General features: G+C 70.2%; 20 protein-coding genes. 10 read left to right on the forward strand and 10 right to left on the reverse strand.

What is annotated here, in order from left to right; translation table 11 throughout:
* Positions 1-28: 28 nt before the first annotated feature.
* Both SH922_RS23865 and SH922_RS23870 read right to left on the reverse strand, forming a co-directional pair.
* Positions 29-496, reverse strand: a complete 468-nt coding sequence (locus tag SH922_RS23865; RefSeq protein ID WP_393059911.1) for a GNAT family N-acetyltransferase — start codon at positions 494-496, stop codon at positions 29-31.
* Positions 497-745: 249 nt separating this feature from the next.
* A complete protein-coding gene (locus tag SH922_RS23870; protein ID WP_393059912.1) occupies positions 746-1,603 on the reverse strand; it encodes an alpha/beta fold hydrolase in 858 nt (285 codons plus the stop codon).
* Positions 1,604-1,702: 99 nt separating this feature from the next.
* Between SH922_RS23870 and SH922_RS23875 the strand changes: the two genes are divergently transcribed.
* Entirely contained in the window at positions 1,703-2,113 is a 411-nt protein-coding gene (locus SH922_RS23875) for a winged helix-turn-helix transcriptional regulator (RefSeq protein ID WP_393059913.1), read from the forward strand.
* Between the two features lie 239 nt (positions 2,114-2,352).
* Here SH922_RS23875 and SH922_RS23880 read toward each other — a convergent pair whose 3' ends face one another.
* From SH922_RS23880 to SH922_RS23905, 6 genes are all read right to left on the reverse strand, one after another.
* Positions 2,353-4,119, reverse strand: a complete 1,767-nt coding sequence (locus tag SH922_RS23880) for a HEAT repeat domain-containing protein (protein ID WP_393059914.1) — start codon at positions 4,117-4,119, stop codon at positions 2,353-2,355.
* 21 nt (positions 4,120-4,140) lie between these two features.
* Complete coding sequence (locus SH922_RS23885; protein WP_393059915.1) at positions 4,141-4,584, reverse strand: hypothetical protein; 444 nt, start codon at positions 4,582-4,584, stop codon at positions 4,141-4,143.
* Positions 4,581-5,081 carry a DUF6301 family protein gene (locus tag SH922_RS23890; protein ID WP_393059916.1) on the reverse strand — a complete coding sequence of 167 codons (501 nt, stop codon included), beginning with the start codon at positions 5,079-5,081 and terminating at the stop codon, positions 4,581-4,583. The genes SH922_RS23885 and SH922_RS23890 overlap by 4 nt, the downstream gene beginning before the upstream one ends.
* Positions 5,082-5,276: 195 nt before the next feature.
* Positions 5,277-6,167 (reverse strand): hypothetical protein, encoded by an 891-nt coding sequence (locus SH922_RS23895; RefSeq protein WP_393059917.1) that lies wholly within the window; start codon positions 6,165-6,167, stop codon positions 5,277-5,279.
* A gap of 28 nt (positions 6,168-6,195) precedes the next feature.
* A complete protein-coding gene (locus SH922_RS23900; RefSeq protein WP_393059918.1) occupies positions 6,196-7,143 on the reverse strand; it encodes a helix-turn-helix domain-containing protein in 948 nt (315 codons plus the stop codon).
* A gap of 300 nt (positions 7,144-7,443) precedes the next feature.
* Positions 7,444-7,869 (reverse strand): ATP-binding protein, encoded by a 426-nt coding sequence (locus SH922_RS23905; protein ID WP_393059919.1) that lies wholly within the window; start codon positions 7,867-7,869, stop codon positions 7,444-7,446.
* Positions 7,870-8,032: 163 nt separating this feature from the next.
* On the opposite strand from SH922_RS23905, the gene SH922_RS23910 reads away from it, so the two are divergent.
* Both SH922_RS23910 and SH922_RS23915 read left to right on the forward strand, forming a co-directional pair.
* Positions 8,033-8,911, forward strand: a complete 879-nt coding sequence (locus tag SH922_RS23910) for a helix-turn-helix domain-containing protein (RefSeq protein ID WP_393059920.1) — start codon at positions 8,033-8,035, stop codon at positions 8,909-8,911.
* Positions 8,908-9,117: a DUF397 domain-containing protein gene (locus SH922_RS23915; RefSeq protein WP_393059921.1), complete on the forward strand. Its 210-nt coding sequence runs from the start codon at positions 8,908-8,910 to the stop codon at positions 9,115-9,117. Before SH922_RS23910 ends, SH922_RS23915 begins: the two co-directional genes overlap by 4 nt.
* Before the next feature lie 4 nt (positions 9,118-9,121).
* Here SH922_RS23915 and SH922_RS23920 read toward each other — a convergent pair whose 3' ends face one another.
* The gene (locus SH922_RS23920) at positions 9,122-11,290 is read right to left on the reverse strand and encodes an RNA repair domain-containing protein (protein ID WP_393059922.1); all 2,169 of its coding nucleotides are present in this window, start codon (positions 11,288-11,290) and stop codon (positions 9,122-9,124) included.
* Entirely contained in the window at positions 11,290-12,960 is a 1,671-nt protein-coding gene (locus tag SH922_RS23925) for an RNA ligase family protein (RefSeq protein ID WP_393059923.1), read from the reverse strand. Before SH922_RS23925 ends, SH922_RS23920 begins: the two co-directional genes overlap by 1 nt.
* An 89-nt stretch (positions 12,961-13,049) precedes the next feature.
* Between SH922_RS23925 and SH922_RS23930 the strand changes: the two genes are divergently transcribed.
* From SH922_RS23930 to rpsS, 7 genes are all read left to right on the forward strand, one after another.
* Entirely contained in the window at positions 13,050-13,259 is a 210-nt protein-coding gene (locus tag SH922_RS23930; RefSeq protein WP_393059924.1) for a hypothetical protein, read from the forward strand.
* A gap of 417 nt (positions 13,260-13,676) precedes the next feature.
* Positions 13,677-13,985 carry a 30S ribosomal protein S10 gene (gene rpsJ / locus SH922_RS23935; protein ID WP_003948644.1) on the forward strand — a complete coding sequence of 103 codons (309 nt, stop codon included), beginning with the start codon at positions 13,677-13,679 and terminating at the stop codon, positions 13,983-13,985.
* A gap of 14 nt (positions 13,986-13,999) precedes the next feature.
* Positions 14,000-14,644: a 50S ribosomal protein L3 gene (gene rplC / locus SH922_RS23940; protein WP_136328436.1), complete on the forward strand. Its 645-nt coding sequence runs from the start codon at positions 14,000-14,002 to the stop codon at positions 14,642-14,644.
* Positions 14,645-14,648: 4 nt separating this feature from the next.
* Complete coding sequence (rplD, locus tag SH922_RS23945; RefSeq protein ID WP_363067025.1) at positions 14,649-15,299, forward strand: 50S ribosomal protein L4; 651 nt, start codon at positions 14,649-14,651, stop codon at positions 15,297-15,299.
* A complete protein-coding gene (gene rplW / locus SH922_RS23950) occupies positions 15,299-15,622 on the forward strand; it encodes a 50S ribosomal protein L23 (protein ID WP_356322373.1) in 324 nt (107 codons plus the stop codon). The genes rplD and rplW overlap by 1 nt, the downstream gene beginning before the upstream one ends.
* A gap of 39 nt (positions 15,623-15,661) precedes the next feature.
* Positions 15,662-16,498 carry a 50S ribosomal protein L2 gene (gene rplB, locus SH922_RS23955; RefSeq protein ID WP_145765090.1) on the forward strand — a complete coding sequence of 279 codons (837 nt, stop codon included), beginning with the start codon at positions 15,662-15,664 and terminating at the stop codon, positions 16,496-16,498.
* A gap of 12 nt (positions 16,499-16,510) precedes the next feature.
* Positions 16,511-16,792 (forward strand): 30S ribosomal protein S19, encoded by a 282-nt coding sequence (gene rpsS, locus SH922_RS23960; RefSeq protein WP_023539342.1) that lies wholly within the window; start codon positions 16,511-16,513, stop codon positions 16,790-16,792.
* Positions 16,793-16,825: the final 33 nt, after the last annotated feature.

Consider the following 16,825-nt stretch of genomic DNA (forward strand, 5'->3'; position numbering starts at 1 on the left):
GCGGTGGGACGGGGCCCTTCGTCTTGTCTCAGGCGGTGGGTACGGGCGGTCGGCGCACCATGAAGACGTCGACCGGGTCCTCGCGCTCCAGGACGAACCCGTGCCGCTCGTACAGCCGCCGGGCCGCGCTGCCCTGGAGCACGTTGAGGCGGACCGGGACCCCTTCGGCGTCCGTACGGGCCAGCAGGACGCTCAGGACGGCCGAGCCGATGCCCTGCCCCTGGAGCTTCTCGGCGAGGAGGAAGTTCTCCAGGCAGTGGCCGTCCTCGAAGGGGCGCAGCGTGACGCTGCCGCCGAAGCGGCCGTCGGCGGTGATCACCGAGGTGTACTCGGGCAGGTAGGAGTCCCGCAGCCGCCGGCGCACCCGGTGTTCGTCGAAGCGTCCGAGGCGGACCAGATCCGGGCGCATCACGACGGCCCGGAGCTCGACGATGGCTTCGAGGTCCCCGGGGGTGGCGGGACGCAGGGCCCAGCTTTGAGTGGTACGTACAGGCATGACGGGAGTCTGCCAGAGGGCGGGCGACGTGAGCCGACCACTCGTGGAGCGCGCGTCTGCGGAGCCGCGGTCCAGCCGGTAATGCTCCGGGATCGAACCCTGAGGAATGATCTCGATCTCCCGCCGGTGGTGGAGGTGGTCGGTTTCGCCGGATGCGCGTCCGGCGGGCCGTCACGGCCCGGGGGGCAGCCGCCCGGGACCCGGACGGTGTTCAGTGGTGACCCCGTCCGAACGTCGGGCGCAGACGGCTCACCTCGGCAGATCGGGGGAGAGGAAGGGGGCAAGGAGCGCGAACAATGCGTCGGGGCGGTCGAGGGGAATGATGTGGCCACAGTCCTGGAGATGGTGTCCGACCAGGTCATCGGCGATGGGGCGGAGTTGGCGTTCGAGCCCGGGGCCCACGGGCTGAGAGCCGACGGACATGGTGGGCATGGTCAGCCGAGCCGTCGCGACGGCGTCCTGGATCTGCTGTGCGCTGGTGGGCAGGGCCCGGTAATAGGAGAACGCGCAGCGCAGGGCCTCGCTCCCGGTGTACGCGTGGACGAAGGCCGCCCGGATGTCGTCCGGTACTCCTCGCCCGAGCGTCCCCGAGTTGAGGAAGAAGTCGATGTACGAGGCCTCGTTGCCTGCCAGGACGGTCTCGGCAAGGCCGGGGACGGCGTGGAAGCCGAACCACCACGGGGCGCCGCTTGCGACGAGGTGGTCTGCTCCGGGCAGGCGGCCGAGCAGTCCCTCCATCACGACCAGGCGCCGGACGAGGCCGGGCCGGCGGAGCGCGAGCAGGACGGCGGGGGCGGTGCCCGCGTCGATGCCGACCACTGCTGCCGAGGGCTCGCCCAGTGCGTCCAGCAGCGCTTCGGCGTCGGCGGCGAGGGTGCCTGCGTCGTAACCCTCGACGGCACGGGCACTGGCACCGAAGCCCCGCAGGTCCGGGGCGATGACCCGGTAGTGCCCGGCCAGTCGGCCCATGATGCCGCTCCAGACCTGCCAGGTGTGCGGGAAGCCGTGCAGCAGGAGTACCGCAGGTCCGTCCCCGGCGACTGCGACGTTGAGCTGGACGCCGTTCGTCGCGATGCGGTGCAGTCGGTGTGCGGCAGTGGCCGGCATGATGGCTCCTCGGCTGGTTACCATGGGTGACCACCAAACGATAGGTAACCGCCCGGCCGCTTTCCAGACGGCACTTTCAGGGAACGTGGTGAGCCACAAGTGACCACTCGAGGAGACCGGGCTGCCGGTCGCGGGGTGCGGGGTGATCTGTTCGATCCCCAGTGCCCTACGCGGCAGTTGCTGGACCGCATCGGTACGAAATGGACATCCATGGCAGTCAAGACGCTCGCCGATGCCGCACCGGACGAGGTGCGGTTCGCGGAACTGAGGCGCCGGATGCCCGGCGTTTCGCAGAAGATGCTGTCCGTGACGCTGCGGAGTCTGACCCGCGACGGGCTGGTGTCGCGCCGGGTCGAACCGACCGTGCCGCCGCGAGTCTTCTACCGGCTCACCGGACTCGGACTGTCCCTGGAAGCCGCGCTTGCGGGGCTGCGAACGTGGGCGGAGGAGCACATGGCTGAGATCGACTGCGCCAACGAAACCGCCGACCAGGAGGGCGGCGGGGGGTAGGGCGCCTGTGTGCGGTACCCCTTCATAACTTGCCGCGTTCCTCGGCCGGGTCGATCTGAGCCGCGCCGAGGACGTCGTACGGCTGCGCGAGGCGGCCGACGAGCTGTACCGGCACATCGACAAGGAGGAGGACGGCCTGTTCCCGGCCTCGCTCACCGTGCTGTCCGGGGACGATTGGGACCGCTCGATGACGGCTTGGCGCGTGGCGCATCCGGAGGCGGGCGGGGACCTCTGAGGTATCACACGGCGGCCAGGGCCGCACGGGCCGCCGCACACAGGGCTTCGTCGTCGCGGACGGAACGCCAGTCGTCGTGGCGCACAGGGCGTTCGTCCGCGTCGAGGAGGGCGTGCAGGAGCGGTGCGGCCTGCCGGGGGTCCGAGGGGAGCTGACACAGGCTCCGGACGGTGGCCATCGCGTCGGAGCGGTGGTCGTGCGCGATCTGTTCCCCCGCCGCGGGCTCTCCGGGAGGGCGGAGCAGGGCGTGCGCGGAGACCGTCAACATCACGTCGTCATCGAGGAGTTCGAACAGGCGCGGGACGACGTCGGCCCCGTCCCGGTGCCACTGTTGCAGGATCGAGAAGTACGGATGCCATTGCTTCGCCGTCCTCTTGATGTGGGCCACCAGTGGGGCGAGGAGTACGTCGGTGTGTGCGGCGAAAGGGGCGAGCGCCTCGGCGAAGCTGAGGTCGCTGCGGTTCCAGCGACGGTCGGCCGAACCCGTGGGGCGGTGGGCGAAATCGCCGCGGGTGCGAAGCAGTTCGGCGAGGTACGGCACGCAGCGGTCGTCACCCATCCGGCTCAGCGCCCAGAGGGCGTGCTCCCACGTGAGTTCGTCGGGCTCGCCGGCCGGGGTGAGCTGCGTGGCGACGAGGTCGGCCCAAGGGCGAGCGGCGGCTCCGCACATGGCGAGGACCTGCAGAGCGAAGACACGGTTCTCCGCACGTGCATCGCCCACGCGCTCGGCCACGGCAGGCAGGAGTGCGGGTACGGCGGAGCGCCATCGGGACATCAGGGACGCGGCGATCCTGAGGCCACCCGCGCGCTCATCGGTGCCGCCGTGGCGCAGCAGGGCGTGCGCGAGGGCGAGCCGTCCGGGCAGGTCGGCTCCGAGCCGTCGGTCGGCTGCGGTGATGACGTCGATCGGCGAGGAGAAGCACTCCGCGGGCGGGTAGGCCGTCGCGGCCGAGGAGGCGAGCAGTGCGGCGGTGGTGACGGGGGCGTAGAGGGGATCGGCGTGCCCGGGCAGGGCGCGGCACAGAGCCTCCACCGCCTGGAGCCGGACGTCGTGGCGGATCTCCTCGTCCCACGCGAGCCAGGCGTCGACGTCCTCGTCGATGTCGGGTTCCTCGCTCTTCCCCTCGACGGTCATACGGTGCCGTAGCCACGCGAGGGCCTCGTCGCGTCGCCGGGTGGCGTGACGGGCGAGCTCGCCGACGCCCAGTACGAGGCACCCGGCCGACCAGAGGTCCGGCTCGTCGTCGAAGCGTGTACGGAAACGGGTGATCAGGGAGTCCGCGTGGGCCGCGGACTGCGCGAGTGCACGGACCGCCCCGGCCCGGACGGCGTAGTCGCTGTCGTCGAGCAGCGGCAGCAGCTCCTCGGCGGCCCGCTCCCAGGCGGCCGGCCACCTCGTGTCGACGGTGGGCCGCCACCTGCCTTCGAGGATCCGGTCGACCTTCGCCGTCGGGGCGGTGTTGCCCGTGCCGGCGATGTCGGCGATCGTCAGCAGGATCTCGAAGCGCACCGTCACGTCCGGATCCCGGGCCGCCTCGACGAGAAACGGCAGTATCTCGGCGGCCGCCCCGCTCACCGAGCTGCCGTCGCCGATGGCCGCGAAGCGGAGATCCGTACAGGTTCTGTCGGCGGTGACGCGGTCGGTCGCCCAGAGGCCTGCCAGCACCTCGGGGCCGTACCGCTCGCCGGTGTAGAGATCGGCCACCTTCGACCAGTCGACCTGTGCGGCGAGCCGCGCCAGCCGCTGTGCTCGCGTGTCCTGTGCGGACATGCCGCCGCTCGCCGCCCCTCGTCAGCCTTTCGGGTCGAGGCCCAGCAGGGGTAGGACGAGGTCGCGATTGCCTCTGCGCCCGTCCCACGCCTCGTACACCAGTGCCTCCGGGCCGGTGATCCGCAGGCCGTCGCGCAGGCCGGTCACCGTCATCCCCGCCAGATTGCGGTACGCGCCCGACGGCGACGGCCAGGGCAGCTCGGCCCACCAGTTGTGGCCGTAGGCGGTGTCCTGGGGCGGCTTCCAGCCCGCGTCGACGATCATTCGGTAGCCCGCCTCTCCCGCGCGCAGCGCCGGGTCGAGACCGTGATCACCGACCAGTTCGGCCTCCATCCCTTCGTCGCTCTGCAGGAACTGCGCGTACCGGCCCGTCCCTCCGCCCTCGCGGATGATCAGCACCGATCCGGCGCTCAGCAGGGTCAGCTGCTCGGCGAGCCTTTCACCGAACCCGTCCCATCCCGTCACAGCACCCCCTCCTCGTCCATCCGCAGAAGTTCCTCGTCGAGGGACAGTCGCTTGTTGGTCACCAGTTCCAAGTACACCGCGTCTCCCGTGTGTTCGAGGACCAGGGTGGTGTCGGGGTCGGCCCAGTGAACCGCAGCGGGGGCGCCCGGCCTGCGGTCCGTCGGCGCGCCCAACGACGTGTGCAGCGCGGCGGCCATCCTCGCGAACGCGTCCTGGGACAGGGCCCAGTCAGCCGCGTAGTCGGTCAGACGCAGCCGCACGCGTTCGACCATTCCCTCGTCCTGCGCCCGTCTGCTGCGGGACGAGGCGCGGCCGGGCCGCTTGAACCCGGTGTCGAGGAGATCCCAACGCGGCCGGATCATCAGCGCCTGGCGCGTGAACTGTGCGGACCGTCTGGAGCTCGGCGTGGCCCCCAGCTCCCAGGTGCAGTCCAACGACCGCAAGCGCGCGGCAAGTTCGATGACCTCGGTATCGCTCAACGCACGCCATTGGGTCATTGCCCGCCCCTGTCCTCTCCGCCCTCGTACGGCTCGGATTTCGCCGATCATGACACACCGTCGCTCGGGCGTGACCGGGGCTGTCGGGGACGAGTGGGGCCGCTCGATGACGGCTTGGCGCGAGGCGCACCCGGAGGCGGGTGGGGACCTCGGGCGGTAGCGGGGGAGCCGGGCTCCCCCGCGAGGCGTGGCCGATCAGTGGGCGTTGTCGAAGACTTCCTCGACGGTGGTGGCGGTGGCGGCGCGTTCGAGCCACTGGTGGAGGAGGTGAGTGTCGGTGCAGGCGGTGATTTTCTCGCGGGCCTCTTCGGTAAGCGCGATGCCGCGCACGTCCAGGACCAGCAGGAGGCTGTCGGCTTGGCCTTGGGCTCGGCCCTGGGCTCGGCCTTCGTCCCGGATTTCTTCGGACATGAAGGATTTGTAGAAAGAGGTATCCACGGCCACCAGGTTCCTCCATTGTTGTGCGGCCTGGCGGTTGCCGAGGCCTTGTGCGACGAGTTCGGCGATGGGGTCGGCGAGGGTTTCGGGTGTGTCGCGCAATGCGGCGGAGAGTGTTTTCAGTATGGCATCGACGTCCGGATTGTCGGCGTGTGTGATGGCGGCGAGGGTGGCGAGTGCGAGGTCTTTGCGGGCTTCGGCGACGTTCTTGATGATGGGCATGTTGTGGGGTCCGGCGACGAGTGGGGTGAGGGTGAGGGTGGGCCATTGGGGAAGGCCGATGGTGATGGGGGTGGCGGCCCATTGGGCGGTGGCGTGGTCCTGGCAAACGACCAGGAGGAGGACGGGCAGGGCGCCGTATCGGTTGTGGAGGTAGGTGACGTAATAGGGCCAGCTGGTGGTTTTGCGGGGGTCTTTCTTGCCTTGGGCTTCGACGGCGAGGAGGAAGGGGCCGTCGGCTTGCGTCTCGATGCGCAGGAGGGTGTCTACGCGGCGTTCGATGGGGCTGTTCTCGGTGAGGTCGTTGGGCAGGACGGTCGCGGATGTGGGTGGCGGGATGTCGATGCCGAGGACTTCGGAGACGCGGGAGAAGAGGCCGGGGTACTCCTGGAAGATGCGGTGCATTGCTTCGTGGGGTGAGCTGACCATGCGGGTCCGTTCGGGGTGAGGGTGGGCGTCAGGCGGCTGTGTGCCGGTCTGGGTGTGTGGCGGTTCGGCAGTCGCGGCAGTGGCCGGGGTTGGTGGCGCGGAAGGCGCGGTCGCAGGTGTCGCAGTTCTGGAGCGGGATGGCGGTGGTTTTGCGGCGGGGTGGGGGTGTGAGGTCGGTGGTGCCGGGGAGTGGGGGTGGCAGGAGGGTGGTGATGCGGCTGCGGACGAGCTTCGCCGGGTGTTTGACGGGGATGGGGAGTTGGTCGGTGAGGGCGTGGCGGATGGTGTCGGGGTGAACGTCGCGTTCGAGCCAGGCGGCTACGCCGGGGGTGAGTGCGGGGATGTCTTTTTCTTTGAGGGTGAGTTGGGGTGCGTGGCGGCGGAGGTCGGTGAGGACGGCTTCGGCGATTCGGAGTAGTTCCGGCGTGGGTGTGTGGGGCTGGGGGAGTGGCGGGGGCTGCTTCCTGGGGGCCGTTGGAGCCGGTACGTGGACGGGTGCGGGGAGCGGCGGTGCGACGGGTGCCGCGACCGGGGGAGGGGGTGGTGCGGGTGCGGGCTCAGGCGCGGTGGGCGCCTGCCGTCGGGGTTCTCGTTGTGGAGTGGGCGCGGTGGCTCCGGGCTTGTTGTACGAGATCGTGCGGGTGACGACGCGGCCGCTGGGGAGGCGTACGCGGCTGCGGTGGAGGTAGCCCTCCGCTTCCAGTTCGTGGAGGGCGGCGGTGATGCGGGCTTCGCTCTCCGGGAAGCGTTCCGTGAGCACCTTGATGCCGACCTTGGCCCCGGCGGGCAGTGACTGGATGTGGACGGCGAGCCCGATCGCGATGAGGGAGAGTTCGTGGTGCTGGGCGAGGTGGTTGCCGATGATCACGAAGCCGGAGCTGTGGCGGGAGTTGACGTGGATGACGCCGGATGTCGGCGTGACGTCACGAGTGCCGGGCTGGGCGCACGGGGGCGCGATAACCTGCGGGGTAGCCATTCGGGAAGCCCTAACTTCCTCGTGGTCAGGCCCCCGGTTGAGATTGTCAGTCTCGGCGGGGGCCGTCTCAGTTCTGTGGTTGTCGCGGCGAGCATATGCCGACCAACCGGCCTCGAATCCAGCCCAGTTGCCCAGGTTCACTCGCGCGAGTGATGCAGGTCAGGACGGGGGTGGGGTCGGGTTTGGTGGGGTTATTTCTCTGAGTTCTTTAAAAGTCTTTAGACGTCGTGGGTGGCCGCGTCGTGGTTCACCGGGTCGTGGCCGCGTAGGTCGTGGGCATCCACGACCTGGTGGAGTCGGTCACGGTACGAGGTCTAGTTCCGCCCACACCGTCTTGCGCGGGACCGGCCCCGGGATGATGCCCCAGCGGTCGGCGAGTGCCTCGACGATGAGCAGGCCGCGCCCGCTCTCCGCGAGTGGGTCGGGGGCCGAAGTCGCGGGCAGGCGGTCGCCCCGGGTGTCGGTGACCTCGATCCGCAGCCGGCTGCCCGGGCCGACGGTGAGGCGCAGTTGGAAGTCCCGGCCCGATACCCGGCCGTGGACCGTGGCGTTGGTGGCGAGCTCCGCGACGATGTGCGCGGCCGTCTCCGAGGGCAGCCCCCAGAGGTCGAGATGGGCCACGGCGAGGAGACGGGCGAGCCGGGCGCCCCGGCGGGTGGGGGAGAGCAGCACCGTGAACGTGCGTTCGGTGGTGCGGAGTTGAGGGGTGGCGGTTTGTTGGTTCACGTCACTCAGCGTGGCTGCGTCTGCGTACCGTGCCCAGTGACATGGCCCTTGCGTACGGTGATTGTCCCGGGCTTGTCCAGCGCTGTCCCGGCTGTCCGGAGTGACGTGCGGGGAACAGAGGCGGTTGAGCAGAAACGGCACGCGCGTCGGAAGTGGGGCACGGATGAGTGTGGACGGGGTCGGTACGGAGCAGGGCGGCGGCGGGGCGGACGAGCCCGGTTGGGACGTCGATCCGGATGACGAGTCGGGTGTTGCGGTGGTTGCCGCGGTGGGGCGCCAGATCAAGGCCTGGCGGGATGCGGCCGGGATGCGCGCCGGCGAGTTCGGGGCCGCGATCGGGTACGGGGAGGACCTGGTCCGCAAGGTGGAGGGCGGGCGGCGCATCCCCCGGCCGGAGTTCCTGGACAGGTCGGACGAGGTGCTGGGCGCGGGCGGCAAGATCGCCGCGATGAAGCGGGATGTGGCCCAGGTCCGGTACCCGAAGAAGATCCGGGAGCTGGCGAAGATGGAAGAGCGAGCGGTCGAGATGGGGTTGTACAGCAACCACAACATCCACGGTCTCCTGCAGACACCAGAGTATGCGCGGGCTCTGTTTGAGATGAGGCGGCCCGCATACTCGGAGGACGAAGTGGAGAGGGTGTTGGCCGGGCGCATGGCCAGGCGGTGCGTATTCGAGAGATCACCCGCTCCCGCGCTCAGCTTCGTGCAGGAGGAAGTGACCCTGCGCCGCCCCATCGGTGGTGCCGCAGTGCTGCACCGACAGCTCGAACGGCTGCTGGAAGTAGGGCAGTTGCGAAACGTTGAGATTCAGGTGATGCCGACCAGCCGCGAGGACCACGCAGGAATGGATGGCGGCGTCGAGGTATTGAAGTTTGAGGACGGCACTGCGGTGGGGCGTTCGGACGGAGCGTTTGCCGGACGTCCGGTGTCCGATCTGAAGCAGCTCAGGATCCTTGAACTGCGCTATGGGATGATCCGGGCCCAGGCTCTCGCGCCACGGGAGTCGCTGGCCTTCATCGAGCAACTGCTGGGAGAGACATGATCCGCGAGACCTCTGCCGGAGACGCTTCAGGGCTGAAGTGGTTCAAGAGCAGCTACAGCAGCGGCAGCGAAGGTGATTCCTGCGTCGAGGTCGCGGCAGCCCCCGACTCGGTACACGTCCGCGACTCGAAGAATCTGCCGGGGCCGCAGCTCACCTTCGGCGACGACGCGTGGGCGGGTTTCGTCCCGTACGCCGCTGGGCGCTGACTCCTTACATACGTACCGGGGCCAACGACGCGTCCCGGATGCCGCGCAGCACCTCCGCCCCGATCTCCGCCAGCCGGTGCGCCCCCGGCGGCGTCGCACCGAGCCCGATCGCGTACCCCGTGCGACCGCCGGCCGTGAGCGGGCGCGGCCAGATGCGGCAGTCGGCGGCGCCCGCGTCGGCGAGGGCGGCGGTCAGGGCGAGGAGCCGGCCGCGTAGCCGCCCCTCGTCGGGGCCGCCCGGGGGTACGGAGGCGAGGGCCCAGGAAGGGTGCAGGTCGGGGAGGCGCGGCGGCGCGCACAGCAGCGACCGCGGGTCGTCCCCGTCCCCCGCAGACTCCAGGATCTCCCAAGCCCGGTACAGCTCGGCGGCGAGCAGTTCGCGGCCGGCGACGGACACCTGCGCGGTGCAGGAACGCACCGGGGCGGTCGGGGTCAGCACCGTAACCGGGGCACCGGTTGCCGCAGCCCCGCCCACCGCCTCGTCCCAGTCCCACACCGCCCACGTCGCGAAGAAGTGCCGGAGCAGCGCGAGCGGCAGCAGGTCGCCGGCCTCGTGTGCGGTACGGGCCGCGAGCACGGACCAGGCGAGGCCCGGCAGGCCGCCGCAGGGCGCGGAGTCGAGGCCCCTCGCGCCCGCCCACGCCTTGACGTCCCGGGCGAGAGCGGCGAACGCGTCACGGTGCGGATCCGCCGCCGCGAGCACCGCTTCGGCGTCGCTGACCGCGCTGAGCGCGACCGCCGCCGCCTCGCCCAGCTCGGTGCGGCGGGCGACCGCCTCGGCGGGGGAGAGGGTGCCGGTCGCCACGGTGACCAGGTCGACTCGGAGGGCGTCGAGATGCCAGCGCAGGCCGGGCACCCGGGCGCCCGCCACCTCACGCAGATCCCGCGCCTCCGGGAACGCGGCGGTCAGTCGTTCCCGTACACCTGCCGGGTCGGGGGCGCCGGGCAGTGCGGCGACCAGGTCCAGGTCGGCCCCGGGTGCCGCACAGCCCATACGCCGGGAGCCGACGACGTGGACGCGGGCGCCGGGGAGGGCGGCGGCGATCCGTTCCGTAACCCCTTCAGCGGCAGCAAGGGGCGGGCCCAGCTCCACCCGTACCCCGTAGTGGTCGGAGACGTACAGGCCCCCCGGGTCGGGGGCGTCGCCGGTCAGGGCCGCCGACCGGGCTCGCAGCCTCTCCGTACGCAGCAGGACCCTGTCCAGCCGGGAGACGCGGCCCGACAGCGAGGAGACGGCGGCGAGGGGGTTCACCGACGGGTCGAAGGTGGGAGTGGTGTCGGCGGGGCCGTGCACCTCGATCCAGGCGTCCGTCATCGCCAGGCGGGCCTGCGGACGGTCGCCGCCGTCGTTGAAGTCGCCGACGAGCAGCAGTTCGCCCTCGATGGCGGCCAAACCCGTTGCCAGGTCGGCCAGTTCGGTGTCGCGGCGAGTGGCGCCCTCGGGGGAGTGGTCGCTGCTGAGATGGGTGACGGCCACCGTGACGGGGCCCTCGGCCGTCTCCACGACGGCCGCGGTCACCGCCTTGTGCGGGCCGAGTGCGTGCAGAGCCGCCTCGCTCACGGGTAGCCGGCTGAGCAGCAGCAGACCGCAGTCCGGTACGTCACGGCCCGCCGGGTCGGTGGCGAGGACGTACCCGTCCCGTACCCAGTCGCAGTTCAGCAGCAGCTCCAGCAGCGCGGGCTCCGCCTCCTGGAGCGCGATGACATCCGCGTCCGCCGCGCGCAGGGCATCGAGCAGCAGCGGGCGGCGCCGGGTGGTGTCGATGCGGTCGCTGTCGTACCGGTCCCAGAGGGTGTTCCAGGTGAGGACCGTGAGCGGGGCGGACGGGCCCGGCGGCCCGGGGGCGGCCGGTTCCCAGGTGCCCGTGGCCGGGGAGAAGGCGTGCGGGGTGCGGGAGGTGAAGTAAGGGGACGGGAGCCGACGCGGGGTCCGGATCCGGCCCGCGTCCGTGGTGTCGATCCGGTCGGTGCCCGTGGACCGGTCCCACACCACCTCGCCGTCCGCTTCGAAGAACAGCACCCGGTGCCAGGGGACGTCCCCGCCGGGGGTGAACCGTTCCAGCGGCACCCGCTTGGGGTCCCGGCCGCGCTGGGCGACGCCCAGGACGAAGCGCGCCGGGTCGAAACGGGCGTCCCAGCGGACCCGGTGGTAGATCTCCTCGCTCGTACGCATCAGGTCCGGTCCTCCACGGTTCCGCTCGTCCCGATGTACCAGGTGCGGTGGGCCTGGCCGGGATACGGGGGTACGAAGCGGCGCAGCTGGGAGGCCAGGACCTCCGGGGGCACCGGGTGGCTGCGCCGGCCGTTGCGCGCGGTCAGCTCGTCCTCGCCGATCCACGCCACGGCGTGGGTGATCAGGGCGTCCTTGCGGGCGGCGACCGCATGCACCAGGGAGCGCTGGTGCGGGTTGAGCGAGGTGGCGTCCCAGACCACGGTGGCGCCGGGGACCAGGGCGGCGTCCAGGCGGCCCAGCCCCTCGCGCAGGACGTCCGCGTTGGCGCTCTGGTCGGCACGCGATCCGCGGGCCTGGCGCAGGTCGTCGAGCGAGAGATACGTGGCGATGCCCGGCAGACCGCGGCCGAAGGTGCTCTTGCCGCTTCCGGAGGGGCCGACCAGGTGGATCAGGCGCGGGAAGTCCCCGGACCGCCACCGCCAGGTCGCGGCGACCGCCTCCTCCGCGGTGCTGATGCGGCCCAGCGCGTACGCCTCGCGGGCCTGCGCCAGGCAGCGCGCGGCGGCGTCCGGCTCCAGGCCGGAGAAGGCCTCGGGCAGTCCGTCCGGTTCGCGCACGTCCTGGGCGTGCAGGGCCGACCACTCCACTTGCTCGCGGGCCTCGGGCGTCTCGGTCAGCTCGGCGGCCAGTGCGTGCAGGACGGGCAGGTCGGCGGCGAGCGACATCCGCGCCAGGCCGCTGTGGCGCTCCTCGTCCGGGTACGGGCGGTGCAGCGCGGGGTACAGGCCGACGAGGTCCGCGGTCCGGCGGGCGAGCGGCATCCCCAGCGGTCCGGCGAGCGCCGGTGCGAGTGCGGACCGGCGGGTGCGGTGCAGCAGGGCGGCGAGCACCCCGGCCAGCCGGTCGTCGCCCGTACGGCCCAGCGCGTCCAGCGCGTCACCCGTCGCGAGAGCCGCGGCCGCGTCGCCCGGACCGGTGCCCGCCGCGACGGCGAGTGCCGCCGGGTCCACCGGGGCGCCCGAACGCACGGCCCACAGGGCGGCGGCCGGACCCAGCCCGTTCTCGACCACCTCCGCGTGCATCCAGTGCGTGTCCGTCGTCACGTGGCCCGGCCGCACCCACTTGGCCACCCGCCGCCCGAACGCAGCGGCCGGAAAGCTCTCGGCGGGACGGACGACGTACCCCTCCTGGCGCTCCGTATCCGGCTTCAGCGCGCGCAGCGCCTTCTCGGCCCGGACGTCGAACACTCCGCGCCACAGCACCGCCGGTGTGGGGATCCCCAGGTCCCGCAGGAAGTCCACGGTCCGGTCCCAGCCCAGGCAGAGCTCCCCGTCCCAGACGGAGAATCCGTAGAAGTGGCTCGCGAGGTCCTCGTACGGGATCGAATGCCGGGCGAACATGTTCTCGCCGCAGATCCGCCGCCCCGCCGGGATACGGGGACCGATGCGGCCCTGGAGCGCCTTGACCCAGCCCCGGGAGGGGTGGTGCGCCGAGTCGAGGGAGCGGGCGTGCAGTCCGTCCGCGTACAGGGTGGTGTTCTCGCCGTCCAGCTTCTCGGTGACCACGACCTCGGAGCCGGTCAGTCCGGCGAGGTCGGCCAGGCGCACGTCGTCCGAGGTGGCCCCGGGTGACCAGGGCAGATGCGCGGTCCTTGGATAGTGCGTACGCATCTGCCGTGCCCCCGTGAGTCGCCGTCCCCGGCCGGTCACTCTAGGGGCGCGGGCTTGCCACACTCGACCGAATTCCGGGTGAGGTGCGGGTGCACGCGAACTACACCTTCGTCTCGACGTACGCGTCCTATTTCTTCAACAACGAGTGCGGCGTCCACGACGGGTACTACCACCCCGTCTTCCCGGGCGCAGCTGACACCGGCGCCCCCGCCACCGGCCCGGCCAAGGACCCCTACGACCGCAGCCGGACCCTCCTGGAAGAGGATGTCGAGGGCTGCGGGACGAACACCCGCGACTGACGCCGCCGGCGGCCGGAGCGTGCCCGCGTTTGACCATTCATCCGCGGGGGGTAGGATCTCCGGCCCGATTGGCCAGGCTCGTGCCCCGTATGGCACACTGACCAGGTTGCTCGGTTGAGTGTCAATGCTGCGCGCCTCCCGCCGGGAGGACCGGAAGCGAGTCCCACAGTACTCGTCGGCCCTGTAAGGGCCGGACGTACGGGAATCTTTCGGGAAGCGTATGTGTGGCACCGGCCAGGCGCCCGGTGGGGTTTCACCCCCGGCATCCGCGGTCTCAGGCCCGCACCCCCTTGGTTGGGATCTTCTTCGGGAGATTTTCGTAGAGGGGATGCGACACGCCCGACCGCGTGGGTCGGAGGCGGAGTTACCAGAACCTCGGGTTCCAGAGCGTTACGAGAGACAGGACTACTAGTAGCCATGGCGGGACAGAAGATCCGCATCCGGCTCAAGGCCTACGACCACGAGGTCATCGACTCCTCGGCGAAGAAGATCGTCGAGACGGTGACCCGCACTGGTGCGTCGGTCGCGGGCCCGGTGCCGCTGCCCACTGAGAAGAACGTGTACTGCGTCATCAAGTCGCCGCACAAGTACAAGGACTCTCGCGAGCACTTCGAGATGCGCACGCACAAGCGCCTCATCGACATTCTCGACCCCACGCCGAAGACGGTTGACTCGCTGATGCGCCTCGACCTGCCGGCTGGCGTCGACATCGAGATCAAGCTCTGAGGGGACGGGCCGAGATGAGCAAGAACATCAAGGGCGTCCTGGGCGAGAAGCTCGGCATGACCCAGGTCTGGGACGAGAACAACCGGGTTGTCCCGGTGACCGTCGTCAAGGCCGGTCCGTGCGTCGTGACGCAGGTCCGCACGAACGACAGCGACGGCTACGAGTCGGTCCAGATCGCCTTCGGCGAGATCGACCCGCGCAAGGTGAACAAGCCCCTCAAGGGTCACTTCGCCAAGGCCGACGTGACCCCCCGCCGCCACCTGGTGGAGCTCCGCACCCCTGACGCCAGCGAGTACACGCTGGGCCAGGAGATCACCGCCCAGGTGTTCGAGTCCGGCGTCAAGGTTGACGTCACGGGCAAGAGCAAGGGCAAGGGCTTCGCCGGTGTCATGAAGCGTCACAACTTCAAGGGCCTCGGCGCCGGTCACGGCGTCCAGCGCAAGCACCGTTCCCCCGGTTCGATCGGTGGCTGCGCCACCCCTGGGCGTGTCTTCAAGGGCATGCGCATGGCCGGCCGGATGGGTAACGAGCGCGTCACCACCCAGAACCTGACCATCCACGCGGTTGACGCGGAGAAGGGTCTGCTGCTCATCAAGGGCGCAGTCCCCGGTCCGAACGGCGGCCTCGTCCTGGTCCGTACCGCGGCCAAGGGGGCTTGAGGTAATGAGCACCATTGACATCCTTTCGCCGGCAGGCGACAAGGCCGGTACCGTCGAGCTCCCCTCGGAGATCTTCGACGCGAAGACCAGCGTTCCGCTGATCCACCAGGTCGTCGTCGCACAGCTGGCAGCTGCCCGTCAGGGCACGCACAAGACCAAGACCCGCGGCGAAGTCCGTGGTGGTGGGCGCAAGCCGTACCGCCAGAAGGGCACCGGCCGTGCGCGCCAGGGTTCGACCCGCGCGCCGCAGTTCGTCGGCGGTGGCGTCGTCCACGGCCCGCAGCCGCGTGACTACTCGCAGCGCACCCCCAAGAAGATGAAGGCCGCCGCCCTGCGCGGTGCCCTCTCCGACCGGGCGCGTCACTCCCGCATCCACGTCGTCACCGGCGTGGTCGAGGGTGGAGTCTCCACGAAGGCCGCGAAGTCGCTGTTCGGCAAGATCTCGGAGCGCAAGAACGTGCTCCTGGTCGTCGACCGCAACGACGAGGCCGCGTGGCTCTCCGCACGCAACCTGCCCCAGGTGCACATCCTGGAGCCGGGCCAGCTGAACACGTACGACGTGATCGTCTCTGACGACGTGGTCTTCACCCAGGCCGCCTTCGAGTCCTTCGTGTCTGGCCCCCAGACCGCTGAGACCGAAGGGAGCGACGCCTGATGAGCGAGGCGACCGTTACCAGCAAGACCTACGACGACCCGCGTGACGTTCTCGTCAAGCCGGTTGTCTCGGAGAAGAGCTACGCGCTGCTCGACGAGAACAAGTACACGTTCATCGTCGCGCCCGGCTCCAACAAGACCCAGATCAAGCAGGCCGTGGAAGCGGTCTTCTCGGTCAAGGTCACCGGGGTCAACACGATCAACCGTCAGGGTAAGCGCAAGCGCACCAAGACCGGTTTCGGCAAGCGCGCTGACACCAAGCGCGCCATCGTGACCCTCGCTGAGGGCGACCGTATCGACATCTTCGGCGGCCCGACCTCCTAACGGAGGTCGAGTCGTCCGGAATCGGACGAGGACTGAGAAATGGGTATCCGCAAGTACAAGCCGACGACCCCGGGCCGTCGTGGCTCCAGCGTCGCCGACTTTGTCGAGATCACGCGGTCCACGCCGGAGAAGTCGCTGGTCCGCCCCCTGCACAGCAAGGGCGGCCGTAACAACACCGGTCGTGTGACCGTTCGCCACCAGGGTGGTGGCCACAAGCGCGCCTACCGCGTGATCGACTTCCGTCGTCACGACAAGGACGGCGTGCCGGCCAAGGTCGCGCACATCGAGTACGACCCGAACCGCACCGCGCGCATCGCGCTCCTGCACTACGCGGACGGCGAGAAGCGCTACATCATCGCGCCGCGTGGCCTGACGCAGGGCGACCGTGTCGAGAACGGCCCGGCCGCCGACATCAAGCCTGGCAACAACCTGGCGCTGCGCAACATCCCGGTCGGTACGACCATCCACGCCATCGAGCTGCGGCCCGGCGGCGGCGCGAAGTTCGCCCGTTCCGCGGGTGCCTCCGTGCAGCTGCTGGCGAAGGAGGGCACCATGGCCCACCTTCGTATGCCGTCGGGTGAGATCCGCCTGGTCGACGCCCGCTGCCGCGCCACGATCGGCGAGGTCGGCAACGCCGAGCAGTCGAACATCAACTGGGGCAAGGCCGGTCGCATGCGCTGGAAGGGCGTTCGCCCGTCCGTCCGCGGTGTTGCGATGAACCCGGTCGACCACCCGCACGGTGGTGGTGAAGGCAAGACCTCCGGTGGACGTCACCCGGTCTCGCCGTGGGGTCAGAAGGAGGGTCGTACTCGCTCGCCGAAGAAGGCATCGAGCAAGTACATCGTCCGCCGCCGCAAGACGAACAAGAAGCGCTAGGAGCGGGTTTAGATGCCGCGCAGTCTCAAGAAGGGGCCCTTCGTCGACGGCCACCTCATCAAGAAGGTGGACGTACAGAACGAGGCAGGCACCAAGAACGTCATCAAGACCTGGTCCCGTCGCTCGATGATCATCCCGGCCATGCTGGGTCACACCATCGCGGTGCACAACGGCAAGATCCACGTCCCGGTGTTCGTCACCGAGTCGATGGTCGGCCACAAGCTCGGCGAGTTCTCGCCGACTCGCACCTTCCGCGGCCACGTCAAGGACGACCGGAAGTCGAAGCGCCGCTAGCGCGGGGTGGAAACGACTATGACTCACACCGAA

Source organism: Streptomyces sp. LN549 (assembly GCF_043203805.1).
Classification (GTDB): Bacteria; Actinomycetota; Actinomycetes; order Streptomycetales; family Streptomycetaceae; genus Streptomyces.

What these genes read in the sequence shown, in the direction of transcription:
- SH922_RS23865 (WP_393059911.1), bottom strand. Translation starts at nt 496, where the DNA reads ATGCCTGTACGTACCACTCAAAGCTGGGCCCTGCGTCCCGCCACCCCC.
- SH922_RS23870 (WP_393059912.1), bottom strand. Translation starts at nt 1,603, where the DNA reads ATGCCGGCCACTGCCGCACACCGACTGCACCGCATCGCGACGAACGGC.
- SH922_RS23880 (WP_393059914.1), bottom strand. Translation starts at nt 4,119, where the DNA reads ATGTCCGCACAGGACACGCGAGCACAGCGGCTGGCGCGGCTCGCCGCA.
- SH922_RS23890 (WP_393059916.1), bottom strand. Translation starts at nt 5,081, where the DNA reads ATGACCCAATGGCGTGCGTTGAGCGATACCGAGGTCATCGAACTTGCC.
- SH922_RS23895 (WP_393059917.1), bottom strand. Translation starts at nt 6,167, where the DNA reads ATGGTCAGCTCACCCCACGAAGCAATGCACCGCATCTTCCAGGAGTAC.
- SH922_RS23900 (WP_393059918.1), bottom strand. Translation starts at nt 7,143, where the DNA reads ATGGCTACCCCGCAGGTTATCGCGCCCCCGTGCGCCCAGCCCGGCACT.
- SH922_RS23910 (WP_393059920.1), top strand. Translation starts at nt 8,033, where the DNA reads ATGAGTGTGGACGGGGTCGGTACGGAGCAGGGCGGCGGCGGGGCGGAC.
- SH922_RS23915 (WP_393059921.1), top strand. Translation starts at nt 8,908, where the DNA reads ATGATCCGCGAGACCTCTGCCGGAGACGCTTCAGGGCTGAAGTGGTTC.
- SH922_RS23920 (WP_393059922.1), bottom strand. Translation starts at nt 11,290, where the DNA reads ATGCGTACGAGCGAGGAGATCTACCACCGGGTCCGCTGGGACGCCCGT.
- SH922_RS23925 (WP_393059923.1), bottom strand. Translation starts at nt 12,960, where the DNA reads ATGCGTACGCACTATCCAAGGACCGCGCATCTGCCCTGGTCACCCGGG.
- rpsJ (WP_003948644.1), top strand. Translation starts at nt 13,677, where the DNA reads ATGGCGGGACAGAAGATCCGCATCCGGCTCAAGGCCTACGACCACGAG.
- rplC (WP_136328436.1), top strand. Translation starts at nt 14,000, where the DNA reads ATGAGCAAGAACATCAAGGGCGTCCTGGGCGAGAAGCTCGGCATGACC.
- rplD (WP_363067025.1), top strand. Translation starts at nt 14,649, where the DNA reads ATGAGCACCATTGACATCCTTTCGCCGGCAGGCGACAAGGCCGGTACC.
- rplW (WP_356322373.1), top strand. Translation starts at nt 15,299, where the DNA reads ATGAGCGAGGCGACCGTTACCAGCAAGACCTACGACGACCCGCGTGAC.
- rplB (WP_145765090.1), top strand. Translation starts at nt 15,662, where the DNA reads ATGGGTATCCGCAAGTACAAGCCGACGACCCCGGGCCGTCGTGGCTCC.
- rpsS (WP_023539342.1), top strand. Translation starts at nt 16,511, where the DNA reads ATGCCGCGCAGTCTCAAGAAGGGGCCCTTCGTCGACGGCCACCTCATC.